The sequence below is a fragment of the Pseudonocardia sp. NPDC046786 genome (genome assembly GCF_040645415.1).
GTDB classification, from domain to species: domain Bacteria; phylum Actinomycetota; class Actinomycetes; order Mycobacteriales; family Pseudonocardiaceae; genus Pseudonocardia; species Pseudonocardia kongjuensis.
This window is the reverse complement of sequence record NZ_JBEYYF010000016.1, coordinates 99,092-119,492: the sequence shown is the minus strand read 5'-3', so window position 1 is coordinate 119,492 and position 20,401 is coordinate 99,092. Positions and strand designations below refer to the sequence as shown.

At 73.4% G+C, this 20,401-nt stretch carries 17 protein-coding genes, 1 tRNA gene and 2 pseudogenes; 4 read left to right on the top strand and 16 right to left on the bottom strand.

Going from position 1 to position 20,401, the window contains the following annotated elements; translation table 11 throughout:
* Positions 1–109: 109 nt before the first annotated feature.
* The 6 genes from ABZ881_RS20135 to ABZ881_RS20110 are packed head-to-tail and all read right to left on the bottom strand — an operon-like array spanning position 110 to position 7,758.
* Positions 110–1,138 carry a C40 family peptidase gene (locus ABZ881_RS20135; RefSeq protein ID WP_358486594.1) on the bottom strand — a complete coding sequence of 343 codons (1,029 nt, stop codon included), beginning with the start codon at positions 1,136–1,138 and terminating at the stop codon, positions 110–112.
* A complete protein-coding gene (locus ABZ881_RS20130; RefSeq protein WP_358486592.1) occupies positions 1,135–1,731 on the bottom strand; it encodes a hypothetical protein in 597 nt (198 codons plus the stop codon). Before ABZ881_RS20130 ends, ABZ881_RS20135 begins: the two co-directional genes overlap by 4 nt.
* On the bottom strand, positions 1,721–3,640 hold the full coding sequence (locus ABZ881_RS20125; RefSeq protein WP_358486590.1) for a hypothetical protein: 1,920 nt from the start codon (positions 3,638–3,640) through the stop codon (positions 1,721–1,723). Before ABZ881_RS20125 ends, ABZ881_RS20130 begins: the two co-directional genes overlap by 11 nt.
* Positions 3,637–6,633 (bottom strand): ATP-binding protein, encoded by a 2,997-nt coding sequence (locus ABZ881_RS20120; protein WP_358486589.1) that lies wholly within the window; start codon positions 6,631–6,633, stop codon positions 3,637–3,639. Before ABZ881_RS20120 ends, ABZ881_RS20125 begins: the two co-directional genes overlap by 4 nt.
* A complete protein-coding gene (locus ABZ881_RS20115) occupies positions 6,620–7,468 on the bottom strand; it encodes a hypothetical protein (protein ID WP_358486587.1) in 849 nt (282 codons plus the stop codon). The genes ABZ881_RS20120 and ABZ881_RS20115 overlap by 14 nt, the downstream gene beginning before the upstream one ends.
* A 14-nt stretch (positions 7,469–7,482) precedes the next feature.
* On the bottom strand, positions 7,483–7,758 hold the full coding sequence (locus ABZ881_RS20110) for a hypothetical protein (protein ID WP_344025102.1): 276 nt from the start codon (positions 7,756–7,758) through the stop codon (positions 7,483–7,485).
* A gap of 560 nt (positions 7,759–8,318) precedes the next feature.
* Between ABZ881_RS20110 and ABZ881_RS20105 the strand changes: the two genes are divergently transcribed.
* Positions 8,319–10,697, top strand: coding sequence for a (Fe-S)-binding protein (locus ABZ881_RS20105; RefSeq protein ID WP_358486585.1), 2,379 nt, complete (start codon positions 8,319–8,321; stop codon positions 10,695–10,697).
* Between the two features lie 77 nt (positions 10,698–10,774).
* Here ABZ881_RS20105 and ABZ881_RS20100 read toward each other — a convergent pair whose 3' ends face one another.
* From ABZ881_RS20100 to ABZ881_RS20090, 3 genes are read right to left on the bottom strand one after another with little or no spacing between them, the layout of a single operon-like run.
* A complete protein-coding gene (locus tag ABZ881_RS20100) occupies positions 10,775–11,872 on the bottom strand; it encodes a hypothetical protein (RefSeq protein ID WP_358486584.1) in 1,098 nt (365 codons plus the stop codon).
* Positions 11,873–11,929: 57 nt separating this feature from the next.
* Positions 11,930–12,514, bottom strand: coding sequence for a dCTP deaminase (gene dcd, locus ABZ881_RS20095; protein ID WP_358486582.1), 585 nt, complete (start codon positions 12,512–12,514; stop codon positions 11,930–11,932).
* Positions 12,515–12,537: 23 nt separating this feature from the next.
* Positions 12,538–13,704 (bottom strand): UDP-N-acetylglucosamine 2-epimerase, encoded by a 1,167-nt coding sequence (locus ABZ881_RS20090; RefSeq protein WP_358486581.1) that lies wholly within the window; start codon positions 13,702–13,704, stop codon positions 12,538–12,540.
* Between the two features lie 163 nt (positions 13,705–13,867).
* Here ABZ881_RS20090 and ABZ881_RS20085 point away from each other — a divergent pair.
* A tRNA-Gly gene (locus ABZ881_RS20085) sits at positions 13,868–13,938 on the top strand.
* Between the two features lie 105 nt (positions 13,939–14,043).
* Here ABZ881_RS20085 and ABZ881_RS20080 read toward each other — a convergent pair.
* A complete protein-coding gene (locus tag ABZ881_RS20080; RefSeq protein ID WP_358486579.1) occupies positions 14,044–14,202 on the bottom strand; it encodes a hypothetical protein in 159 nt (52 codons plus the stop codon).
* Positions 14,203–15,099: 897 nt separating this feature from the next.
* On the opposite strand from ABZ881_RS20080, the gene ABZ881_RS20075 reads away from it, so the two are divergent.
* Positions 15,100–15,357 carry a hypothetical protein gene (locus ABZ881_RS20075; RefSeq protein ID WP_358486578.1) on the top strand — a complete coding sequence of 86 codons (258 nt, stop codon included), beginning with the start codon at positions 15,100–15,102 and terminating at the stop codon, positions 15,355–15,357.
* A gap of 1 nt (position 15,358) precedes the next feature.
* On the opposite strand, the pseudogene ABZ881_RS20070 reads toward ABZ881_RS20075, so the two are convergent.
* A pseudogene (locus tag ABZ881_RS20070) lies at positions 15,359–15,995 on the bottom strand (transposase); the annotation flags it as partial.
* Between the two features lie 47 nt (positions 15,996–16,042).
* A pseudogene (locus tag ABZ881_RS20065) lies at positions 16,043–17,146 on the bottom strand (molybdopterin cofactor-binding domain-containing protein); the annotation flags it as partial.
* A 20-nt stretch (positions 17,147–17,166) separates the two neighbouring features.
* Here ABZ881_RS20065 and ABZ881_RS20060 point away from each other — a divergent pair.
* Positions 17,167–17,574, top strand: a complete 408-nt coding sequence (locus ABZ881_RS20060) for a hypothetical protein (RefSeq protein ID WP_358486577.1) — start codon at positions 17,167–17,169, stop codon at positions 17,572–17,574.
* A gap of 65 nt (positions 17,575–17,639) precedes the next feature.
* Here the strand turns inward: ABZ881_RS20060 and ABZ881_RS20055 are convergent, their stop codons facing one another.
* From ABZ881_RS20055 to ABZ881_RS20040, 4 genes are read right to left on the bottom strand one after another with little or no spacing between them, the layout of a single operon-like run.
* Positions 17,640–18,272 (bottom strand): pyridoxamine 5'-phosphate oxidase family protein, encoded by a 633-nt coding sequence (locus ABZ881_RS20055; RefSeq protein ID WP_358486575.1) that lies wholly within the window; start codon positions 18,270–18,272, stop codon positions 17,640–17,642.
* Between the two features lie 52 nt (positions 18,273–18,324).
* Positions 18,325–19,338: a 2-dehydropantoate 2-reductase N-terminal domain-containing protein gene (locus ABZ881_RS20050; protein WP_358486573.1), complete on the bottom strand. Its 1,014-nt coding sequence runs from the start codon at positions 19,336–19,338 to the stop codon at positions 18,325–18,327.
* Positions 19,290–19,628: an MmcQ/YjbR family DNA-binding protein gene (locus ABZ881_RS20045; RefSeq protein WP_358486571.1), complete on the bottom strand. Its 339-nt coding sequence runs from the start codon at positions 19,626–19,628 to the stop codon at positions 19,290–19,292. Before ABZ881_RS20045 ends, ABZ881_RS20050 begins: the two co-directional genes overlap by 49 nt.
* A gap of 44 nt (positions 19,629–19,672) precedes the next feature.
* Positions 19,673–20,392, bottom strand: coding sequence for an alpha/beta hydrolase (locus ABZ881_RS20040; RefSeq protein WP_344025072.1), 720 nt, complete (start codon positions 20,390–20,392; stop codon positions 19,673–19,675).
* Positions 20,393–20,401 lie beyond the last annotated feature (9 nt).

The following is a 20,401-nucleotide window of genomic DNA, read 5'->3' as shown; positions in this document are numbered from 1 at the left end:
TCACCGACGAGGAGATCGAGGAAGCCGAGGCCATCGCTCCGCGATGTCGCTGCCGCCTCCGCGATGTCGCTGCGCAGCGGCACGCACTGACCGGCCGGGCCCGCGCCGGTCAGGCCGGGTTGGGCGTCGTCCCCGGCCGGGTCGCCAGCGGGACGAGGTCCTCGAAGTCCCACGGGACCGGCTGGACACGGACCGGGTGGTCCCGGTTCGGGGCCTCCACCATCATGTCGTCGCCGAGGTACATCGTGACGTGGTAGATCGTCGACGGGTCCGAGGTGTCGTGCGCGTAGAACAGGAAGTCGCCCGGCTGCATCTCACGGACCGGCAGGTGCCCGCCGGAGCGGTACTGGTCGCGCGACACCCGCGGGATCGTCATCCCGGCCGCCTCGTAGGCCCGCATCAGCAGTCCCGAGCAGTCGTAGGCGTCCGGCCCGGTCGCGCCCCACACGTACGGCTTGCCGACCTCGCCGAGCGCGAACCCGATGGCCGCACCGGCCGCACCGGGCGGCAGCGCACCGGTCGGCCCGGGCTCGCAGCCGGCCGGGTTGGCGACGTCGCCGATCTCGGAGACGATCGACGCGGCCAGTCCCTCCCACTTGGCGTAGGCGTCCGGGAATCCCGAGCGCTGCACGGTCTGGGCGGCCACCGTGACCGGCATCCGCTCCCAGCCCGGCACCTCCACAAGCCGCTCGTAGAAGATCCGGCTGCTGTACGCCGGGTCGGTGACCTGCGCCGGGGTGCCCCAGCCCATCGACGGGCGCTGCTGGAACAGCCCGAGCGAGTCCCGGTCCCCGTAGTCGATGTTGCGCAGGGTGGACTCCTGCATCGCGGTGGCCAGCGCGACCAGCCACGCCCGGGGCGGCAGCTCCATCTCCTTGGCGACCGCGATGATCGCGGTCGCGTTGGCCCGCTGCTCGTCGGTGAGCGTCTCGACGGTCGCGCCGCCGCCCCCGCGGCCGACGGTGGCCGTGGAGATGCCGGTGTCGCACCACTCGGCGCCCGCGGACTGGCGGCCGGTCACGTTCGGGCTGAACGCCAGGAACCCGACGGTCAGGAACAGCAGCAGGGCCAGCGCGATCGCGACGAACGGCAGCAGCAGCCGCAGCGGGCGCAGCGCCCGGGTGAGTGGGGTGCTCACACCCGGTCGTAGCGGGACACCTTCCAGCCCGCGTCGGTGTCCACGACCAGGATCGTCAGGCGCAGCGTGTCGGTCGGTACCTCCACCTCGACGCTGCGCGGCGCGGCCCGCACCGGCGTCGCCTGCCCGGTGACCCGGGACGCCGGGACGTTCGCCGGGTCCACGCCGGCGAGCACGCCGAGGAACTCGTCGGTGGTGTAGGGGCGCAGGCCGGCCAGCCACTGCTCGGCCGTCGTGCCGTCCGGGTGGTTGACCCACGCCGACGCCCACACCCGCGCGACCTCCAGGGCCTGCGGCGACGCCTGCTCCGGCGGGATCGCCTCGGGGGTGAGTTCGGCGACCGGCGGGAGCATGGTCGGGGTCGGGGTCGCCGAGACGCCGGAGCGGCCGTCGTCCCAGCCCTGCTGCCCGCCGCCAGCGATCAGCCCGCCGTCGGAGGTGCCGCCGCCGAACTGGCCGCCGAGCGTCACCAGCCCGAACACCAGTGCGCCGAGCACGACGACGGTGACGGCCAGCCGCAGCGGGGAGCGCAGCGGCCACTGCCACACCGAACGGTAGGCGCCCGCCCGGCCGCGCGAGGACCTAACGGGCACGGTCACTCCGACCGTCGTCGGCGGTCCGGGCGGCCCGCGGCCGGTAGATCTTGTAGACGGGCACGCCGTCGACCAGCTCCGGGGTCACCGGCGTCGGGTCGCCGGGCCGGCGCGGCAGCGGGTCCGCGCGCCGGTAGATGGACCGGTCGTCGATCTCGCCGGGATCGGTGCGGCCGGGCACGCCGGAGCCGGTGTCCGGCCGTCCGGACGCCCCGACCGGCAGACCGGCCCGCCGCGGCTCGGCGAGCCGGGCGTTCTGCGGGGTCTCCCCGGACGTCCGGCGCCGCAGGGTCCGGGCGCCGGGTCCGGCCACGGTGTCGGCCTCGGGCCGGACGGCGTCCGGGTCGCCGGAGCCGCCGCCGGGCCCGCGCTCGGACCACCAGCGGCTCTGCCGTTCCTCGCCGGGCATCGGGCCGCGCATCCGGTTCCACACCTTCGACATCGGCCCGTCGGCGACGCCCGGCACGATCCCGCCGAACTGTTCCCTGGTCAGCGAGACCATTGACACCAGCCGCCGGAACGGCCGCGCGACCGCCCACAGCACGAGCGTGACGACCCCGGTGACCAGCAGCGCGAGCCACAGGTCGACGCCGGAGCCGGGCGCGAACAGCGACACCACCAGCAACGCGTGCAGCCCGGCCAGCGCCCCCACGACGAGTGTGTTCACCACGGCCGCCCCGGTGATCCGCAGGATCGCCGGGATGACGTCCGGTTTCAGCAGCGCGACGACGGCGACCGCGGGCGCGCACACCACCAGCAGCCGGATGATCAGCAGCGCCACCAGCACCAGCACCTTCGCCAGCAGCTGGAACAGCGCGATGCAGGCGGCCTGGATCAGCGCGAGCGTCCCGGCGCCGATCCGGCTCCCGGACGTCCCGGTGAAGTAGCTGTACCGGTCGCCCATCCGGTCGGCGATCGCGGCGTAGTCGGCCTTCTTCTGCTCGGCCGTCTCGGTGGTGTCCAGGCCCTGGTCGATCTCGTCGATGGTGAACGCCTGCGCCCGCAGCAGGTCCCGGCCCAGCTCCTGGGCCTGCGGGACGTCCGGTGCGCCGAACGTGCCGCGCAGCCAGTTCTGGTAGGCGACCTGGTCGACCAGCACGGTCGGCAGCGTGTCCCGGGTGCCGAGCCCGATCTGGCCGAGGAAGCCCTCCTGCATCTGGGTGACCCCGTCGAGCAGTAGATCGTCGGCGGCCCGTGACCAGTCCACCGGCGCCAGGTACGCCGCCGACCCGATCATCAGGGCGAGCACCGCGATGCCGGTGCGCTGGGCCTGCTTCGCGAGGTCGCCGCGCATCGCCAGCAGCAGGACGATGATCGCGAACCCGAGCAGCGCGAGGCCGACCCAGGTGGTGAACACCGTCTCGTACATCGCGCGGGTGGCCGTGGTGATGACGTTGTCGATCGGCTCGAACAGGGCGCCGCCGTCGGCGATCAGGTAGTGCGCCCAGTTGACCCCGCCGACGGTGAGCTTGGCCAGGTTGAACGCCTGGTTGCCGAGCCAGGTGTCGGTGGTGACCGACGGGTTCAGCACCCCGGACGCGGCGCAGCCGAGGTCGTAGTTGTGCCAGACCAGGCCGGCGTAGCCGACCTCCTCGTAGACCGACCCGGCCTCGCCGTGCAGCGCGCTCGGCCGGTCCAGCGAGCCGACCAGGCCGGTGCCGGGGCGGTCCGGCTCGGGCGGGGTCTTGCAGTCCAGGGCCTGGGCCATCGCCGGCGTGCCGACCAGCAGCGTGCCGCCGACCAGCGCGGCGACCACGAGCGCGGCCCGGCGGCGCGGGCGCGCCGGTCCGGCGGGCCGCGGGCGCCGGGCGCGCCGGGCCCGCACGACCGAGACCACGACGGCCGCCAGCAGCACCCCCAGCACCACCCAGAGACCGGCGCCTCCGGACGGATCGGACCCGCCCGTCACCGCCCGTCACCGTCGGGGCCGGGCCGGGGATCGTGCCCGTTGCGGGGCTCGTCGACCACCCACTCGTCGTCCAGCTCGTCGAGCAGGTCGAGCTGCTCGTCGTCGAACAGCTCGGCGGAGTCCAGCACTTCGGCCGAGACCACCTGCACCGCACCCGCCCGGACGCCGCCGGCCAGCACCGGATCGGCGTCGCCGACCGGGCCGATCCGGGTGTCGGCGACACGCAGGTCGGCGTCCCCCAGGTCGGCGTCCCTGAGATCGATGTCGTCGCCGTCCAGGTCCGGGACGACGGCGGACGCCGGCGCCTGCCGCGGCGCGGGCGGCAGCGGGGTCGGCTCGTCCGGCGCGGTCAGCCCGGGATCGGGCGTGCGCGGCTGGACGCGGGCGGCGTCCGGGTTGGTGTCCAGCGCCTCCCGGATGTGCTCCAGGTGCGGCGCCTCCAGGTCGATCCGGATCTTCTCGACGCCGCCGTGCCCGTCGGCGAACACGAACTGGCGCGGGGTGTCGTCCGGCCGGTCGTCGTGCCGGGGGCGCGGGGACAGCGTCCCGAGCATCTCCTCGTAGCCGACGTCGGTGGGCACCCGCAGCAGCCGCAGCGCCTCGGACTGCGCCTCCTCGTCGTCCGTGCGGCCGACGAACACCGCGTTCACCAGCGACGCGAACCCGGACACCCGCAACAGGTCGCCCGCCAGCTGGGAGGCGAACAGCGCGCGGACGTTGAACTTGCGGGAGTCGCGGGCCAGCCGGTCGATCAGCACCTTGCCGGTGGGCACCTGGGACAGGAAGTGCGTCTCGTCCAGCGCGACGCCCTTGCGCAGGTTCCGGTCGGCGTCGTAGATCGTGCGCTGGGTCAGCCAGGACGCCAGGTTCAGCAGCTCGACGCCGAGCGACTCGTTGTCGGTCCACTCCTCGCGCGGGCTGCCGGGCCGGGGCAGCGACAGGCCCTGCATGGTCAGCACGGTGAGCCGGTAGTCGCGGTCGGCGTGCCACGGATCGGCCCGGGTCTCGTCCGGGAACAGCAGCGCGGCCTGCGGGAGCTCCCGGCGCTCGTCCAGGAAGTCGGCGACGACACCCGCGTGGTCCTCGCCGTCGGCGGCGTGCCGGCGCAGGGTGTCGATCACCATGCCGGGATGACGGTCCGGTGCGCCGCCGACCTCGCGGACCGCGCGCAGCAGCACGATCCGGGTGTGCGGTTGCCGGGACACCTCGTAGGGCAGCAGGCCGGACAGCACGTCGAGCACCAGCCGCCGCCGGGTGGCCGCGGCCAGCGAGCGCTCCCGTTTCCAGGCGCGCTCGGGGTCCTCGTCGTCGGCGAAGTGGTCCGGCCGCGGCTCGGCGACCACCCGGTACGGGTTGAGGATGCCCGGATCGGCGCGCAGCAGGTTGATGTGCCGGGAGAACGGTGCGAGCTCGGGCAGCCGGGTCAGCTCGGCGAGCGGGCCGGACGGGTCCAGCACCGTCCAGCGGGCCCCGGCGCGCAGCGTCTTGTAGACGACCAGGCCGGTGAGGAAGGACTTGCCGGACCCGAGCCCGCCGACGATCGCGGTCAGCCCGGACGCCCGCCGGACCTCCTGCGCGAGCCACGGGTCCCAGGCGACCGGGCGGCGGGTCGCGGTGCAGGTCTCGCCGAGCATGATGCCGCGCCGGTCCCCGACGCTCGCGGTCGCCGCGGGCACCCCGGCCGCCGCCCAGGTGACGCTGCCCCGGCGCCGGTAGGCCGTGGAGGCGAGCGGCTCGCCGGGGATGAACTCGCGGGCGTAGCGGTACTGCGCCTCGGGGTGTTCGATCTGCACCTTCGGCCGGTACAGGTCGACGACCTGCTGGGCGCGGGTGGTCGCCTCCGCCTCGTCGCGGCCGGAGACGGCGATCCGCCACCAGCCGTAGAGCCGGGTGTTGAGCTGGGTGAGCCCGGTGGTGAGCTCGTCCTCGACCTCGAGCACCCGGTCGGCCTGGCGGGCCAGCGACATCGGCGGATCGAGATCGTGGTCGTGCGTGTAGTGCCGGATCTGGCTGCGGACCTTGCCCATCTGGCGCTGCAGCTCGCCGGTGACGTCCTCGGGGCGGCGGATGTACATCCGGGCCGACCACTCCACCGGGAACGGCAGCCGGTCCGAGTGCTGCATCCACGGGTCGTCGATCTCCGGGATGCGCAGGCCCTCCATCAGGCCCAGGGAGAGCACCGCGACGTTGCGGGAGACGGTCTGCGAGCGCATCCGCCCGACCACCTGCACGGTCGGCGCGTACGGCTCCTGGTGCAGGTCGACGCCCTCGGTGAAGGCGGCCAGGTCCTCGGCCTCCCAGGTGCTGACCCCGCGCGGGACCGACGACAGCCCGCGCGGCGCGGGCAGCCCGAGCGCGACCGAGCGGTGCATCAGCCACGCCATGTCCTCGGCGCTGGCCGGGACGGCGTCCAGCCCGGACCCGGCGACCAGCACGTCGAGGTGGTTCACCTCGGACTCCAGCGCGGCCAGCTCGGCGCGGACCGCGGACGGCGCGATCCGGTCCAGCACGGGCGCGGCGCGCTCCACCCAGCGGTCGAGCAGCCCGCGGCCGGATACCTCGATGCCGAGGAAGACCTCCTTGTCGGCCATCGACAGCCCCATCAGGTGGCGCTGCTCGCCCTCCAGGAAGCCGTCCCAGCCGAGCGCACCGGGGACGTCGGGCATCCGACCCAGCGCGTTCTGGTCGAACGACTCGGCCCACATGTGCACCGGATAGGGCCGGGTGGTCACCCGCAGGTGCAGCCAGCGGCCCTGCAGCTCGCCCAGCTGGGCGGCGATCTGCCGGATCAGCACCTCGCGCTGGCCGTCGCTGCGGAAGCTCCAGGCCTGCGCGGCGAGCCGGTACCAGGCCATCACCTGGGTGCCGGTGCGGGTGAGGTGGCCGTCGATCGAGCGCAGCGCTATCGACGGCGTGTAGGACGAACCGCCCTCGCCGGCCCGGGCACGGCCGCGCCTGCGCGCCCGGCGGGAGGTCCGCTCAGGTGCGGCCACGGTGGCCACCCCTGCGCCAGGGCTCGGGCTGACGGGTGCGGGCCGGGGCGGCCGCGCCGCGGCCGCGCTTGCCGATCCGGCCGCGTGCCTTGCGGAAGCGGCCCCGCTGCGGCGCGCTCACCGGGTCCGGGAGCGGCGGGACGATGCGCTGCGGTTCGGCGGGACCGGTCTCCCCGGTGCCGGGTACGACGGCCGGGTCGCCGATGGCACCGTCGACGACCGTGGGACCGGCCGGAGCCCGGTCCTGCACCGCCGGGTCGTGCACTGCCCGGTCCTGCACTGCCCGGTCCTGCACAGCCCGGTCCTGCACAGCCCGGTCCTGCACAGCCGGCCGCTGCGCTGCCGGGGACTGCCCGGATCCGGGGCGCGGGGCCGGGACCGTGACCCCGGCGAGCGACGGCCGGGCGGCCCGGCCGGACAGCGTCCCCGGACGCTTCCCCTGCCGCCCGGTGGCTCCGGCGCGCAGCGCGGGCTGGTTGCGCGAGGTCTGGATCCGGACGTGCCGGGCCCGCACCGAGCCGCCGTTCGCCCGCGGGTCCGCCCGCGGGCCGGTCACCTCGGCCCAGAAGTGGGCGAGCACCTGGCCGAGCGGGCGCTCGTAGTCGATCTTGTGGCCGAGGAACCGGGTGATCGCGACGGTGCCGACCAGCGCCCACGCGACCGAGAAGAAGTCCAGGCCGATCCCGAGCCGCCGCTGGATCATCATGATCAGCATCATCACGAGCAGCCCGACGCCGTAGCTGACGTAGCGGGCCCGCCAGGGGAAGGTGGCCCGGGGCGGGCCGAGCCAGACCGCATCGACGCGGTAGACCTCGTCGTCGGTACGAACGAGCACGGATCAGCCCCGGCTCAGCCCGTGGAGACGAGCAGGTTGGCCAGCGCCTGACCGACCGCCGGACCGCTGCCGGTCACGGCGATGCCCAGTGCGACGAGCCCCACCAGCAACCCGATGCTGCGCCGGGCCACGCCCGCGTTGTCGCCACGGCCGCCGATCCACAGCAGGATGACGGCGATCGCGAGCAGGATCAGCGGCACGATGTTGTTCGTGATCCAGTCACGGAGGTTGACGGTCGTGAGCTCGCCCTGGGCGAGCACCAGCTGGATCGCCTCGAGCGAGGTCTTCACAGCTCCTCCTTGCGGCATCCGCTTGTCCCGGTCGCTCCCGCAGGCGAGTAGACCACGAGACCCGACGGTGATAGTAGAGGAGTGGTCCGTACGCCCGGTGTGAACGCCACGCACCGCAGTCGATCAAACACGGTCGGCCGAACGGATCAGCGCATTCCGGGCGTGACTCGCACCTCACCTCCGGCCTGTCGACTGCGGCGCCGCCGCCAGGGATGTCATGGTCAGGGGGCTACTGTTCAGTAACAAGGCATGACCGTCCCCCGGTGGTGCAGGGCACGCCGCGCCCGCCCGCACTACCCTTCGCCCGACCGCCGTTGCGTCCCACCACACCAACGCGACGGCGACGTCCGAGGAGGCACCGCGATGGAGAGGCCCGCCCGGTCCCGGCGGCACGGTCCGCCGTGTCCGCGACCGCCCGCCCCCCTGCGCCTCCCCGGTCCACGCCACACGATTCCCGTCCCGTCCCGCCGCGATGACAGTGCGTCCAGCGCCCCACGTCTCAGGTCGGCACGGCCCCGTACAGCCCACGGGCCGGGTGCTCACAAGGGAGGTTCCTCCGTATGACCTGGGTGCAGTATGTACTCGGCACCATCACGGTGCTGTCGGCCGTCGTCGCGGTCGTGCTGGTCGCCCGCACGGTCGCGAAGATGGTCTCGATCATCCGGCTCGGCCAGCCGGCCCCGGACCGGACGGGCCCGTTCGGCCCCCGGTTCCTCACCATGCTCAAGGAGACCCTGGGTCACACCAGGATGCTCAAGTGGAGCCACATCGGCGTCCTGCACTGGCTGGTGATGGTCGGCTTCGGCGGGCTGTTCCTGGCGCTGGTCGAGGCGTTCGTCGAGGTCTGGAACCCGACCTTCCACCTGCCGCTGATCGGCACCTGGTCGGTCTACTCGCTGTTCGTCGAGATCCTCGGCGTCGCCACCGTCGTCGGCATCGGCTCGCTGATCGTGATCCGGCAGCTGCACAATCCGAACCGTGAGGGCAGGCTGTCCCGGTTCTACGGCTCGAACATGGGCCGGGCCTACTTCGTCGAGGGCATCGTGTTCCTCGAGGGCCTGGGCATCCTGGTCGTGCGCGGGGCGAAGATCTCGCTCGGCGCGTTCGACGTGCCGACCTGGTCGGCGCCGGTCTCGACCGCGCTCGCGGCGGTCCTGCCGCCCTCGGAGACGCTGGTGACGGTGTTCGCCGCGGTGAAGGTCCTCTCCGCGACGATCTGGCTGATCGTGATCGCGCTGACGCCGACGATGGGCGTGGCCTGGCACCGCTTCACCGCGTTCCCGAACATCTACTTCAAGCGCGAGGACTCCGGCCGCAAGGCGCTCGGCGCGGTCAAGCCGATGATGTCCGACGGCAAGCCGCTGGACTTCGAGGAGGCCGATCCCGACACCGACGTCTTCGGCGCCGGGAAGGTCGAGGACTTCACCTGGAAGGGCCTGCTCGACTTCACCACGTGCACCGAGTGCGGCCGCTGCCAGTCGCAGTGCCCGGCCTGGAACACCGAGAAGCCGCTGTCGCCGAAGCTGCTGGTCAACGCGCTGCGGGACAACGCCTACGCCAAGGCGCCGTACCTGCTCGCGGGCGGCCGCAAGGACATGGCAGGCGACGAGATCGGCATCACCGGCGACGACGCGGAGGCCCGCCTGGCGGCGATCCCCGAGTCCGCGCGCGCGGAGGCCGAGCGGCCGCTGATCGGCGGCGAGGACGTCCTGGGCGTGATCGACCCGGAGATCCTCTGGTCCTGCACCACCTGCGGCGCCTGCGTCGAGCAGTGCCCGGTGGACATCGAGCACGTCGACCACATCGTCGACATGCGCCGCTACCAGGTCATGATCGAGTCCGAGTTCCCGACCGAGCTCAACTCGCTGTTCAAGAACCTGGAGAACAAGGGCAACCCCTGGGGCCAGAACCCGAAGGACCGCCTGGAGTGGACCAAGGGGCTCGACTTCGAGGTGCCGGTCGTCGAGGGCGAGCTGGACGCCGAGACCGAGTACCTGTTCTGGATCGGCTGCGCCGGCGCGTTCGACGACGGCCAGAAGAAGACCATCCAGGCCACCGCGGAGCTGCTGCACCGGGCCGGGGTCAACTTCGCCGTGCTCGGCTCGGGGGAGACCTGCACCGGTGACCCGGCCCGCCGGTCCGGCAACGAGTTCGTCTTCCAGATGCTGGCCCAGCAGAACGTCGAGGTCCTCAACACCGTCTTCGACGGCCGCGAGCCCGGCACCCGCAAGATCGTCACCACCTGCCCGCACTGCCTCAACACCCTCGGCCGGGAGTACCCGCAGCTGGACGGGCACTACGAGGTGCTGCACCACACCCAGCTGCTGAACAAGCTGGTACGGGAGAAGAAGCTGGTCCCGGTCTCGGCGCCGTCCGCGGAGCAGGGCCCGGTCACCTACCACGACCCGTGCTACCTGGGCCGGCACAACGAGGTGTACGAGGAGCCCCGCGCGCTCGTCGGCGCCGCCGGCGCGACGCTGTCGGAGATGCCGCGGCACGGCGACCGGTCGATGTGCTGCGGCGCCGGTGGCGCCCGGATGTGGATGGAGGAGCGCATCGGCAAGCGCATCAACTTCACCCGAGCCGAGGAGGCAGCCGAGACCCTCACCAAGGCCGGGAACGGCAGCGAGCCGTCCGGGACGCTCGCGGTGGGCTGCCCGTTCTGCCGGACGATGATGACCGACGGCGTCAACCAGACCGCCGGCGAGGCCGTCACGGTGCAGGACGTGTCGCAGATGCTGCTCGCGGCCGTGCGCCGTGGTGACCCGGCCCCCGAGCCGACTCCCGAGCCGACGGCCGCGCCGGAGGTCCCGGCCGGGTCCGACGGCGCCGAGAGCACCGGGACCGCGGCCACCGGGCCGGGATCGAACGGCGCCACGGGCAACGGATCGTCGTCGTCGCCCGAGCAGGCCGCACGGGAGCGCACGAACGATAGCTGATCACCGTCCGGGTGCGCCGGGCCGCGCGGATCGCGGTCCGGCGCACCGGAACGGTGATCTTCCGGTGCCGGTCGGGCTCAGCAGGGCGCGAAGGACGAGACCTGGAAGGTCGGCGTCGCCGCGGCCGTGCGGGTGAGCACCACGGTGCCCAGCTGCGGTCCGGCTGCGGCACCCCAGGCGGTGCCGCAGCCGTCGACGGTGGTGCTGCCGCCGGGTGCGACGACCGGATCGGACTTCCGGTCCGGCGTCGTGACCGGGGCGTCGGCGGGGACCCGGGCGTGCAGGACGGCGACCGCGTCCTCGCAGGTCGCGGAGCCGGTGGCGAGCCGGAGCTGCTCGATCGCCGGGTCCTGCGCCAGCCGGCAGACCCGCGCCGGGTTCCCGTCCGTGACGCCGGTGTCGAGCGCGACCAGGGCGAGCTGCGGCCGGTCCACGCCGAGCGCCGCCCGCATCTGGGCGCCGGCCTGGGCGTCGATCCGGGCCTGGTCGTCGCGGATCTCGGCGGACCGGAACGCGTAGCCGGCCCCGGACACGACCAGCAGCACCCCGCCGACCGCCAGCACCTTCCAGCGGGGCAGCAGCAGCAGACCGGCGACGACCATCCCGACGCCCAGCGCGAGCCCCCACGCCCACGGGTTACGGGAGGTGGCCTGCAACAACGCGCCGACCAGCACGACGCCCGCGACGTGCGGCGCCCAGCCGTTCAGCAGCCGGTCGAGCCGGAACAGGGTGAGCAGCACCAGCGTCCCGAAACCGAGCCCGACCGGCACCCACCAGCGGTCCGGGTCGTCGAGGAACGGGAGCAGCAGGACGGCGGCACCGGCCAGGCCGAGTGCGCTCGCCCCGCGCACGGTGCGCGGCCGCAGCCTGCGCCAGTGCGCCCACGGGTCACGATCGGGATCGGGGCGCGCCGACCCGGGCTCGCGACCGCTGCGCTCGCGCTCCCGGTCGCTGCGCTCGCCGTGCGCGCCGGGGCCGGGCTCGCGGGCCGGGGCCGCGGGGACGTCCTGCGCGCGGGGGACGTGCACCATCGCCGAGCCGGGATCCTGGGCGCCCGCACCGGCGCCCGCGCCGGCACCCGACCGCCGGCCGCGGTCGGGCCGCCCCGGGCGGCGGCGCCCGGTCGCCCACGGATCAGGGGGTCCGGTGTCCCGGGAGCTGCGGTCGGCGTCCATCGCGACCAGGGTAGCGACGCGCCGCCGCCGCGCCGCGGAACGACGGGGCGGGCGGTGTCAGATCCGGCGGGTGTCGGTGCGGTGGAAGTTCCGGAACGCCCGCGACGGCGTCGGGCCACGCTGGCCCTGGTAGCGGGAGCCGACGCCCTCGCTGCCGTAGGGCCGCTCGGCGGGGCTGGACAGCCGGAACAGGCACAGCTGGCCGATCTTCATGCCGGGCCAGAGCGTGATCGGCAGGTTCGCCACGTTCGACAGCTCGAGGGTGATGTGGCCGGTGAACCCGGGATCGATGAACCCGGCCGTGGAGTGGGTGAGCAGGCCGAGCCGGCCCAGCGAGCTCTTGCCCTCCAGCCGTCCGGCCAGGTCGTCGGGCAGTCCGACCCGCTCGAAGGTGGAGCCGAGCACGAACTCGCCGGGATGCAGGACGAACGTCTCGCCGTCCGGCGTCTCGACCGGCGTGGTCAGCTCGTCCTGCTGCTCGGCCGGGTCGATGTGGGTGTACCGGGAGTTCTGGAAAACCCGGAAGTAGCGGTCCAGGCGCACGTCGACGCTGGACGGCTGGAGCATCTCGACGTCCCACGGATCGAGCACCAGCCGCCCGGACTCGATCTCCTTGCGCAGGTCACCGTCGGAGAGCAGCACCGGCACACCCTAGCGATCAGGGCTCACGCCCCGGACGGCTCCTCCGCGGCCGACTCCTCCGCCTGCTCCGACCGGACCACCGGGTCCAGCTGGGGCGACCGGCAGAGACCGAACATCCAGGCCACCGCCTGCTCCGCGCGGGCCGCCTCGAAGCCGTCGGACGACGCCGGCCTGCGGCCGTGGTCGCCGTCCATCACCTGGGCGACGGCCGCCGCGGCGTCGTGCGCGGCGATGCTGCGGATCGAGTCGCCCGGCTGCGGCACGTTCGGCCCGTCGACCAGCACGGCCAGCGTGCCCAGTCCGGGGGCGTCGACCACCAGCTCGTGGTCGTCGCTGACGACGACGGTCGCCGCGGCCAGCACGGCCAGCTCGTCGGGCAGTTCCAGGAGCGGGACGACGGTGACCCGCGGGTGCCGGGCCAGCGACAGGGCCGGCTCCTCGGTCGCGAGCGAACCGGTCACCAGGATCTCGATCTTCGGGGACCGCTCGAGCAGGTCGGCGAGGCCGCCGAGCACCGCCAGCGACGACGGCCGCTCCAGATCGACCAGCACCAGCCTGCGGTGCTGGTCGTGCGCCCGCTCCAGCGCGTCGCGGCAGTTGCGGTCGCTCGGCCCGGGCAGCGAGTTGACGGTGTCGCCGATGGTGAGCACGTTCGGGCCGAGCGGGCTGCCGAGCGCGGAACCGCTCGTCGTCAGGAACAGCGACGCCAGCTGGCCGATCACCCGCCGGTGCGCCTCCTGCGGGAACGGGCACAGCAGGTCGTCGGTGCCCATGCCGGCCTGCATATGGACGACCGGGATGCGCCGCCAGAACGCCACCGACGCCGCGACGGCGGCGGCCAGCCCACCGCCGTGCACCAGCACCGCCGACGGGTCCTGGTCGACCATCAGCTGGTCCAGCCTGGTCAGCAGGGCGGCCGCGACGTCTGCCACGGCGGGCCCGACGTCGCCCGGCAGCAGGATCGTGATGTCGGTGGCGACGCCCAGCGCCTCGAAGGTCTCGTGCACCGCCATCGGGTCCGACCCGGTCGCGACGGTGATGCCGCGGATCCGGTCCGCCGCGGCGATGGCCGACGCGACCGGGGCGAGCCGCGCCACCTCCGGCCGGCTCCCGGCGATGAGGAGAACGTCGTGCTCGTGGTCCGCCGACACGGCGGCCGAACCGGACGTCAGCGGCTCGAAGATGCTCATCGCGACCCCTTCCGGCCGTAGAACGGACCGACGTCCGAAGTGTGCGTGACGGTCGCGGTGGGGGTCGAGGTGATCGCGCCGGGTGGTCGGTTCCTGCGACGACCGGACGGTGGTGGCCCGTGACAGGTCGCCGAGGGCTGGTGCTAAGGTGATCGCACACCGTGCGGATGTAGTTCAATGGCAGAACATCAGCTTCCCAAGCTGAATACGCGGGTTCGATTCCCGTCATCCGCTCGCATAACGAAGGCCCAGGTCAGCGGCAGATTTCCGCCGATCCTGGGCCTTCGTCGTTTCAGGGTGAACGGCCTCGCGTGCTATCTCCGTGCAATTCGGGGTGGCTCACCCGGCGACCGGCGGATCGCGCTCGTCGCCCTGGGGGCGCGTGGCCCCACGCCGGTGGTCGCCGACCAAGCCGCTCAGCCCGTCGGCGATGCGACCGTCGACCGAGCTGGTCGCGCGCTGGTAGATCAGGGCCGCCCGCATGTCGTCGTGTCCCATCCGCGACATCAGGTCCGTGGTGCTCGCGCCGGTCTGGGCGGCCAGAGGCTGATCGTCCGACCCCGGCCCGAGACTTCGGCGGCCCGACGACGATCCCCCGGCCGACGACCTCGGTATGGGCTACGCTCACCCGCACCCAGCTCCCGTCGGGCGGCGACGTCCTGCCGTCGCAGTGCTGTCGCCTCGCCCCACCGCAGCGTCGCGCACGCGGTCACGCTGATCAGCATCCGTAGCCGCCGGTAGCGCATCGCGTCGGCCAGCTCGAACACCTGCGGCAGCGTCAAGGACCGGGCGTTCGGCCGGGTTCTCCTGATCGGCCCCGGGCACCCGGCACGGGTTCCGGATGTGCCGGGCCAGCAGCCACCGGTACAGCTGGACGGTGCGGGGCCGGAGTCCGGCGCGCTGCTCCACCCAGCGCTCGGCGTGGTCGACGAGCCGGACCTTGGCCGGGACGGGTCCGTCCACTCGGCGTAGGAACCTGCATCGTCAACTTCCCGGGCCCGCCTCACCGCAGCGACATGACCCCACTCCTGCGGTCGATCACACCCTCACATGCACTCCGTTTCCGGAAGAGCCCGTTTTGTGGACATGCTGATCCGCACGATTCCGGGGATGCGAGAGGGTGTCTTCCCGGGGAGACGCGGTTGGCGCCGCGCGCCAGCTCGTGCAGGAGGATCCCTGACAGGTCCCGAGTCAGGGTCCGTGCGGTGTCCGGCGAGGTAACGGGTCGGCCGATCCGACGCACGGGACTCAGATCTGGTTCGTCCCCGGTGAGCGACCCGACGGTCCCGACGAGGCCGCCACCACATCCGCGAACAGCCCGTCCAGGCCCTTCCCGCGCGCCGCGACCGGGGCGCGCTGGCCGTCGGCGAGACCGGGCGGGTCGCGCGCGACACCGTGGCGGCGTGGCGCGCGCAGAACCAACAGCGCCTGGAGCGCTCCCGCCGGGCCGTCGAGGAGGGCGACCTGCCCGCCGACGCGGATCCCGAGCTGATCACCCGCTACCTGCTCACGATCGTGAACGGGATGACGGTCGAGGCGATGGGCGGCGCGACCCGGGACGACCTGCTTCGGGTGGCCGACGCCGCGCTGCGCCACTTGCCACCCGCCTGCCGTCGCCCCGGCCGTCTCAGAGCGTGTTGTGAAACCTCGTGAGTCAGTTCTCGAGGTCTTCTGCTAGCCGGTGAGCGGCTTCCTTGTCGACCTCGCTGCGAGGTTCGGGCAACTGCTCGCCGGCCAACCGCGCCGACATCAGGCGGATCATCGCGAACTGGATCATGGCCTCGACATGAGCGGTCGTGCGTTCGTAGTCGCCACCACCCAGCGGCGGGGTAGCACCTGGAACCCTTTCACGTCCGCGTTCCGCGGAACGCACACCAGCTCGATCTGCTCGTGCTCACGGGCCCAGCCGACGAGTCCTGCGTCGACGCTGTTGACGTAGCCGCCGTCGACCCACACCAGCCCAACCTGTGGGAACTCCTGGTGCAGGCCCGCCAGCACGAGCTTGGCCCGGCCCGGTCCTGCGCCGGCGCGGAGTGCACCACCGCCCGCAACACCAGCCCACAGGTATCGACCAGCAGATGACGTTTACGGCCCCGGACCCGTTTCCCGGCGTCGTAGCCGATCGCCTCCTCACCGCCCTCGCCCGAGCGGGCCGACTGGGAGTCCAGCACCGCCGCCGAGGGCTGCGGATCACGCCCGTCCACCATCCGGACCCGGCCACGCAGGGTGCTGTGGACCCGCGCCCAGGTGCCATCAGCAGTCCAGACGGCGAACCAGCGATACGCCATCGACACCAGCGACGCCGCGCCGGACGATCGCCGGGTTTCACCACACGCTCTCAGTCGTCGAGCAGGTCCTCGATCCCGATCGGCAGGTGCCGGACCCGGATCCCGGTGGCGTCGTGCACGGCGTTGGCGACCGCGGCGGCCATGCCCACGATCCCGATCTCGCCGATCCCGCGCGCCCCGACCGGGTTGTGCAGCGTGTCCGGCCGGCGCACGAACTCGACGGCCACCTCGGGGATGTCGGCGTTGACCGGGATCAGGTACCCGGCGAGGTCGGCGTTGGCCGGGCGGCCGTCCGGATCCATCTCCAGCCCCTCGTGCAGGGCGGCGGACACGCCCCAGATCATGCCGCCGATGATCTGGCTGCGGGCGGCCTGCTCGTTGACGATCCGGCGGGCGTCGAACACCCCGAGCATCCGGGACACCCGGATCTCCCGGGTCCACCGGTGCACCCGCACCTCGCAGAACTGTGCCCCGAACGAGCTGAACGAGTGCTTGGTCATCTCCTCACCGGCGGCGGACGACCCGGTGGCGGCGACCGAGGACCGGCCGACCGCCCGGAGCACCTCGCCGAAGGTGAGGTTCCGGCCGTCGGCGGTGCGCACCCGGCCGTCGGCGTAGGAGGCGTCGGTGCCGGCGAGCGGACCGTCCGGCGCGGTCGCCAGCGCCACCAGCTCGTCGATCACCATCGGCGCGGCCACCATGATCGCCGAACCGGCGCTCGCGGTGGCCGTCGAACCGCCGGACATTCCGCCGGGCGGCAGCGCCGAGTCACCGAGCCGGGGCACCACCCGGTCGGGGGTGACGTCGAGCGACTCGGCACCGAGCACCGCCAGGACGGTCAGCAGGCCGGTGCCCGGATCGGCACCGCTGGTCGCGACCTCGGCCGTGTCGTCGTCGTGCAGCGTGATCCGCACCGATGCGGGGAAGCGCAGCGCGGGGAACATCGCGGTGGCCGTGCCCTGGCCGACCAGCCAGTCGCCGTCGGTCCGGCCGCCCGGCGTGCGCCCGGACCAGCCGAACCGGGCGGCGCCGATGGTGAAGCACTCGTCGAGGTGCTTGCTGGACCACTGAAGGTCCCGTCCGGGCGGCGCGGCCGAGCTGTTGCGGCGGCGCAGCTCGATCGGATCCATGCCGAGCGCAACGGCGAGCTCGTCTCCCCACCCGGGAGGCGCTGGTGCTCGCCGTCGATCAGCGCGAGGTGCGCCACCTGATCGACGTGGTCCCCGATCTCCTCGCCGGGCACCCGCCGGAGCAGGCATTCCGGATCTGGGCCTCCGGGCATGTGGCGCGCTACATGATGACCAAGCGCGGGCTCGCCGCCGCGCTGCAGAAGGCGGGGGCGTCGGCCGACGGGGTCACCGCTGCCGCCTTCCGGGAGATGACCGGGGCCATCGCGACGCTGGTGGCGGCCAACGTGCAGGCCGGGACCGTCCGGCCGGACGTGTCCGCGGAGACGGTGCTGCGCGGCCTCGGCGGGCTGCTCTACCTCGATCCCGACGACGACTGGCAGCGGCACGCCGAGGACCTGGTCGACCTGATCTGGCGCGGCATGTGCACGCCAGCGCATCCGGGCACCTCCTGACCGTCTCCGTTGATCAGCAGGGTTCCCGTCACCGAGCTGCTGACCGCGTCCCGGCGGCTCGACCCTCAGTAGAGCCGCTGCGCGTAGGACGCGCCGTAGTACTCCTCGATCTGCTCCAGCGGCTCGTCCGGGCGGGCGAGCTGCTTCGCGATCGCCGCGACCGAGGGCAGCCGGTCCGCGCCGGGCGGCGGCCCGGCGGCCCACAGCTCGGAGCGCAGAAACGCCTTCGGGCAGTGGAAGAACACCTGGTCGACGGCGACCTCGCAGGCCAGCAGCGGGCGCCGGCCGCGGACCGCGAGCGCGTCGAAGTAGCCTGCGTCGCGGACCAGCCGGGCACGGCCGTTGATCCGCAGGGTGTCGTTGCGCCCGGGGATCAGGAAGATCAGCCCGACGTGCGGGTTCTCCAGGACGTTGCGCCAGCCGTCGACCCGGCCGTTCCCGGGGCGTTCCGGGATCGCGACCGTGCGGTCGTCGACCACGTGTACGAAGCCGGCCGGGTCACCCTTGGGGGAGACGTCGCAGGTGCCGTCCGCCCCGGCGGTCGCCAGCAGCAGGAACCGCGACACCGCGAGCCACTCGCGGTGCACGTCGACGAGGTGGTCGCGCTCCTTCGCCAGCGACGGCGCCCCCGGCGGCCCGGTGATCCCCTCCAGCTCGGCGACGGTACGGATCTCGGTGTCCACGGGTGTGCCGACCATGAAACGACAATAGGTACCCCCCGGCACCCGGCGCGCCGTCTTTTCGGTCACCTCATCGCAGTACCGCGAGCAGGTCCGCTCCGGAGCGCGATCCGGGCGGCTCGCCCGCGCCGGCCATCTCCTCGGCCACCCGCAGCAGCTCGGCGTTGACCGGGGTGGGGATCCCGTGCGCGGCACCCAGCGCGACGATCTCGCCGTTCAGGTAGCGGGCCTCGACCGGCCCGCCCCGGTACAGGCTCTGCCAGGACGACGACCCGCGCCGGGCCCGCCCGCCGACCGGGCGTTCGGTGATCGTCCCCTCCCGGCGGACCCGGTCGTCGTCGCCGGTGCGGGCGGCGATCCCGGCGGCGGCCAGGCAGGCCGCGCCCTCGGCACCGGCGAGCCCGACGATCCGCCCGAGATCCGGGTCGCCGGGACCGCAGATCGCGTCCGCGGCGTTGCCGAGATTGGTGAGCAGCTTGCCGTACTTCCCGTCGAGGACGGCCGGATCGGCCCGGGCCGCGAACCCGGCGGCGGCCAGGTCGGCGGCGATCGTCTCGCTCGTCAGGTCGGTGCCGGACGGGTACCGGCCGACGTCGAGCACCCCGGGCACCGGCGCCGACGACGCGATCACCACACCCGGCTCGTAGTGCTCGGCCGGGAGGATCACCAGCACGGCCTGCACCCGGTCGAACCGGGCCGCCGCCGACCGCTCGTTGGCGACGCCGTTCTGCGCGCAGGCGACGGTGACCTCCGGCGCGACAGCGGCCAGCTCGTCCAGCACCGGCACCGTGTCCTGGGACTTCACCGCCAGCAGCACGACGTCGCCGGGCCGGAACCCGATCTCGCGCACCGAGCCGACGGCCGGGATCCGGTGCACCGACCGGCCGTCGGGGGAGTCCAGCCGCAGGCCGCGCTCCCGGATCACGGCGAGGTGCGTGCCCCGGGCGACCAGCACCACGTCCCGCCCGGCGCCGTGCAGCCGGGCGCCGATCGTTCCGCCGACCGCACCGGCGCCGACCACCACGTAGCGGGCGATCACCCGTCGTGCGCCCGGACCAGGGTCACCGGGGCCCTGCGCCGCCACGCCTCCTCGACCAGCTCGGCAAGCTGCCCGGGATCCACCCGGTCCAGGTCGACCAGGATCGAGCCGTGGCCGTCGTAGTGCGGTGTGGTGCTGAACGCCGGATCGCCGGAGGCGAGCAGTGCCTCCTTCTCAGCGGGCGAGCACAGCAGTACCACCAGCCCGTCGGACTCGCTCCGCAGCCGGGCGAAGCCCTTGCCGCGCACCTTCAGCGACGGGGTGCGGTACCAGGTCGACTCCTCGACCTCCGGCAGCGCACACCCGATCCGCACGACGTCGTCCCAGTCCGGCATGCCGCTCATCCTGCACCCGGCGGGCGCGGCCGGGCGTGGACGTTTCAGAGGTGCTTCGCCAGAAAGGTGTCGACGGCGGCCTTGCCGTCGGCGACGTACTCCTCGGCCTTCCAGCGTTCCACCAGCTCGGCGCCGGGGGCGAGCTCGACGACCCGGCGGGAAACCGACTCGGGGTGGTAGTCGTCGCCCCCCATCAGGATCAGCCAGGGGGTGGTGAACCGGGCGAGCGCCTCGTCGGGCACCGAGAACAGGATCCCGCCGCCGCCGTACATGTTCGCCTTGAAGGACGCCCAGTCGTCGTCGCCGGCCTCCGGGTGGTCGGCCGCGATCTCGGCGCGCCAGCCGTCGAAGATCTCCTCGAACATGTGCTGGTTGCCGTCGCGGCCGATCGGCTGCAGGGTGACCGCGGCCCGGATCCGCTCCGGCGCGGTCGCGAGCAGGCTCGCGATGTAGGCGCCGCCGATGCACATGCCGAGCACCCCGAACTCGTCGACGCCGAGATGGTCGAGCAGCGCGAGCTGGTCGGCGGTGTAGCTGGACCAGCCGTCGGTGCCGTGCACCTGCGCGACCGACGAGCCGGCGTTGCGCTGGTCCAGCGCGATCAGCCGGTAGCGGTCGGACAGGTGCTCGAGCGGGTTCCACGGCGCCTTGTCCCAGGCGGCCACGGTGGAGCGCATCCCGCCGGGCGCGATCAGCAGGATCGGGAAGCCGGAGCCGCGCTCCTCGTAGTGCAGGCTGACGCCGGGGCGTTCGAAGGTCGGCATGTCATCACG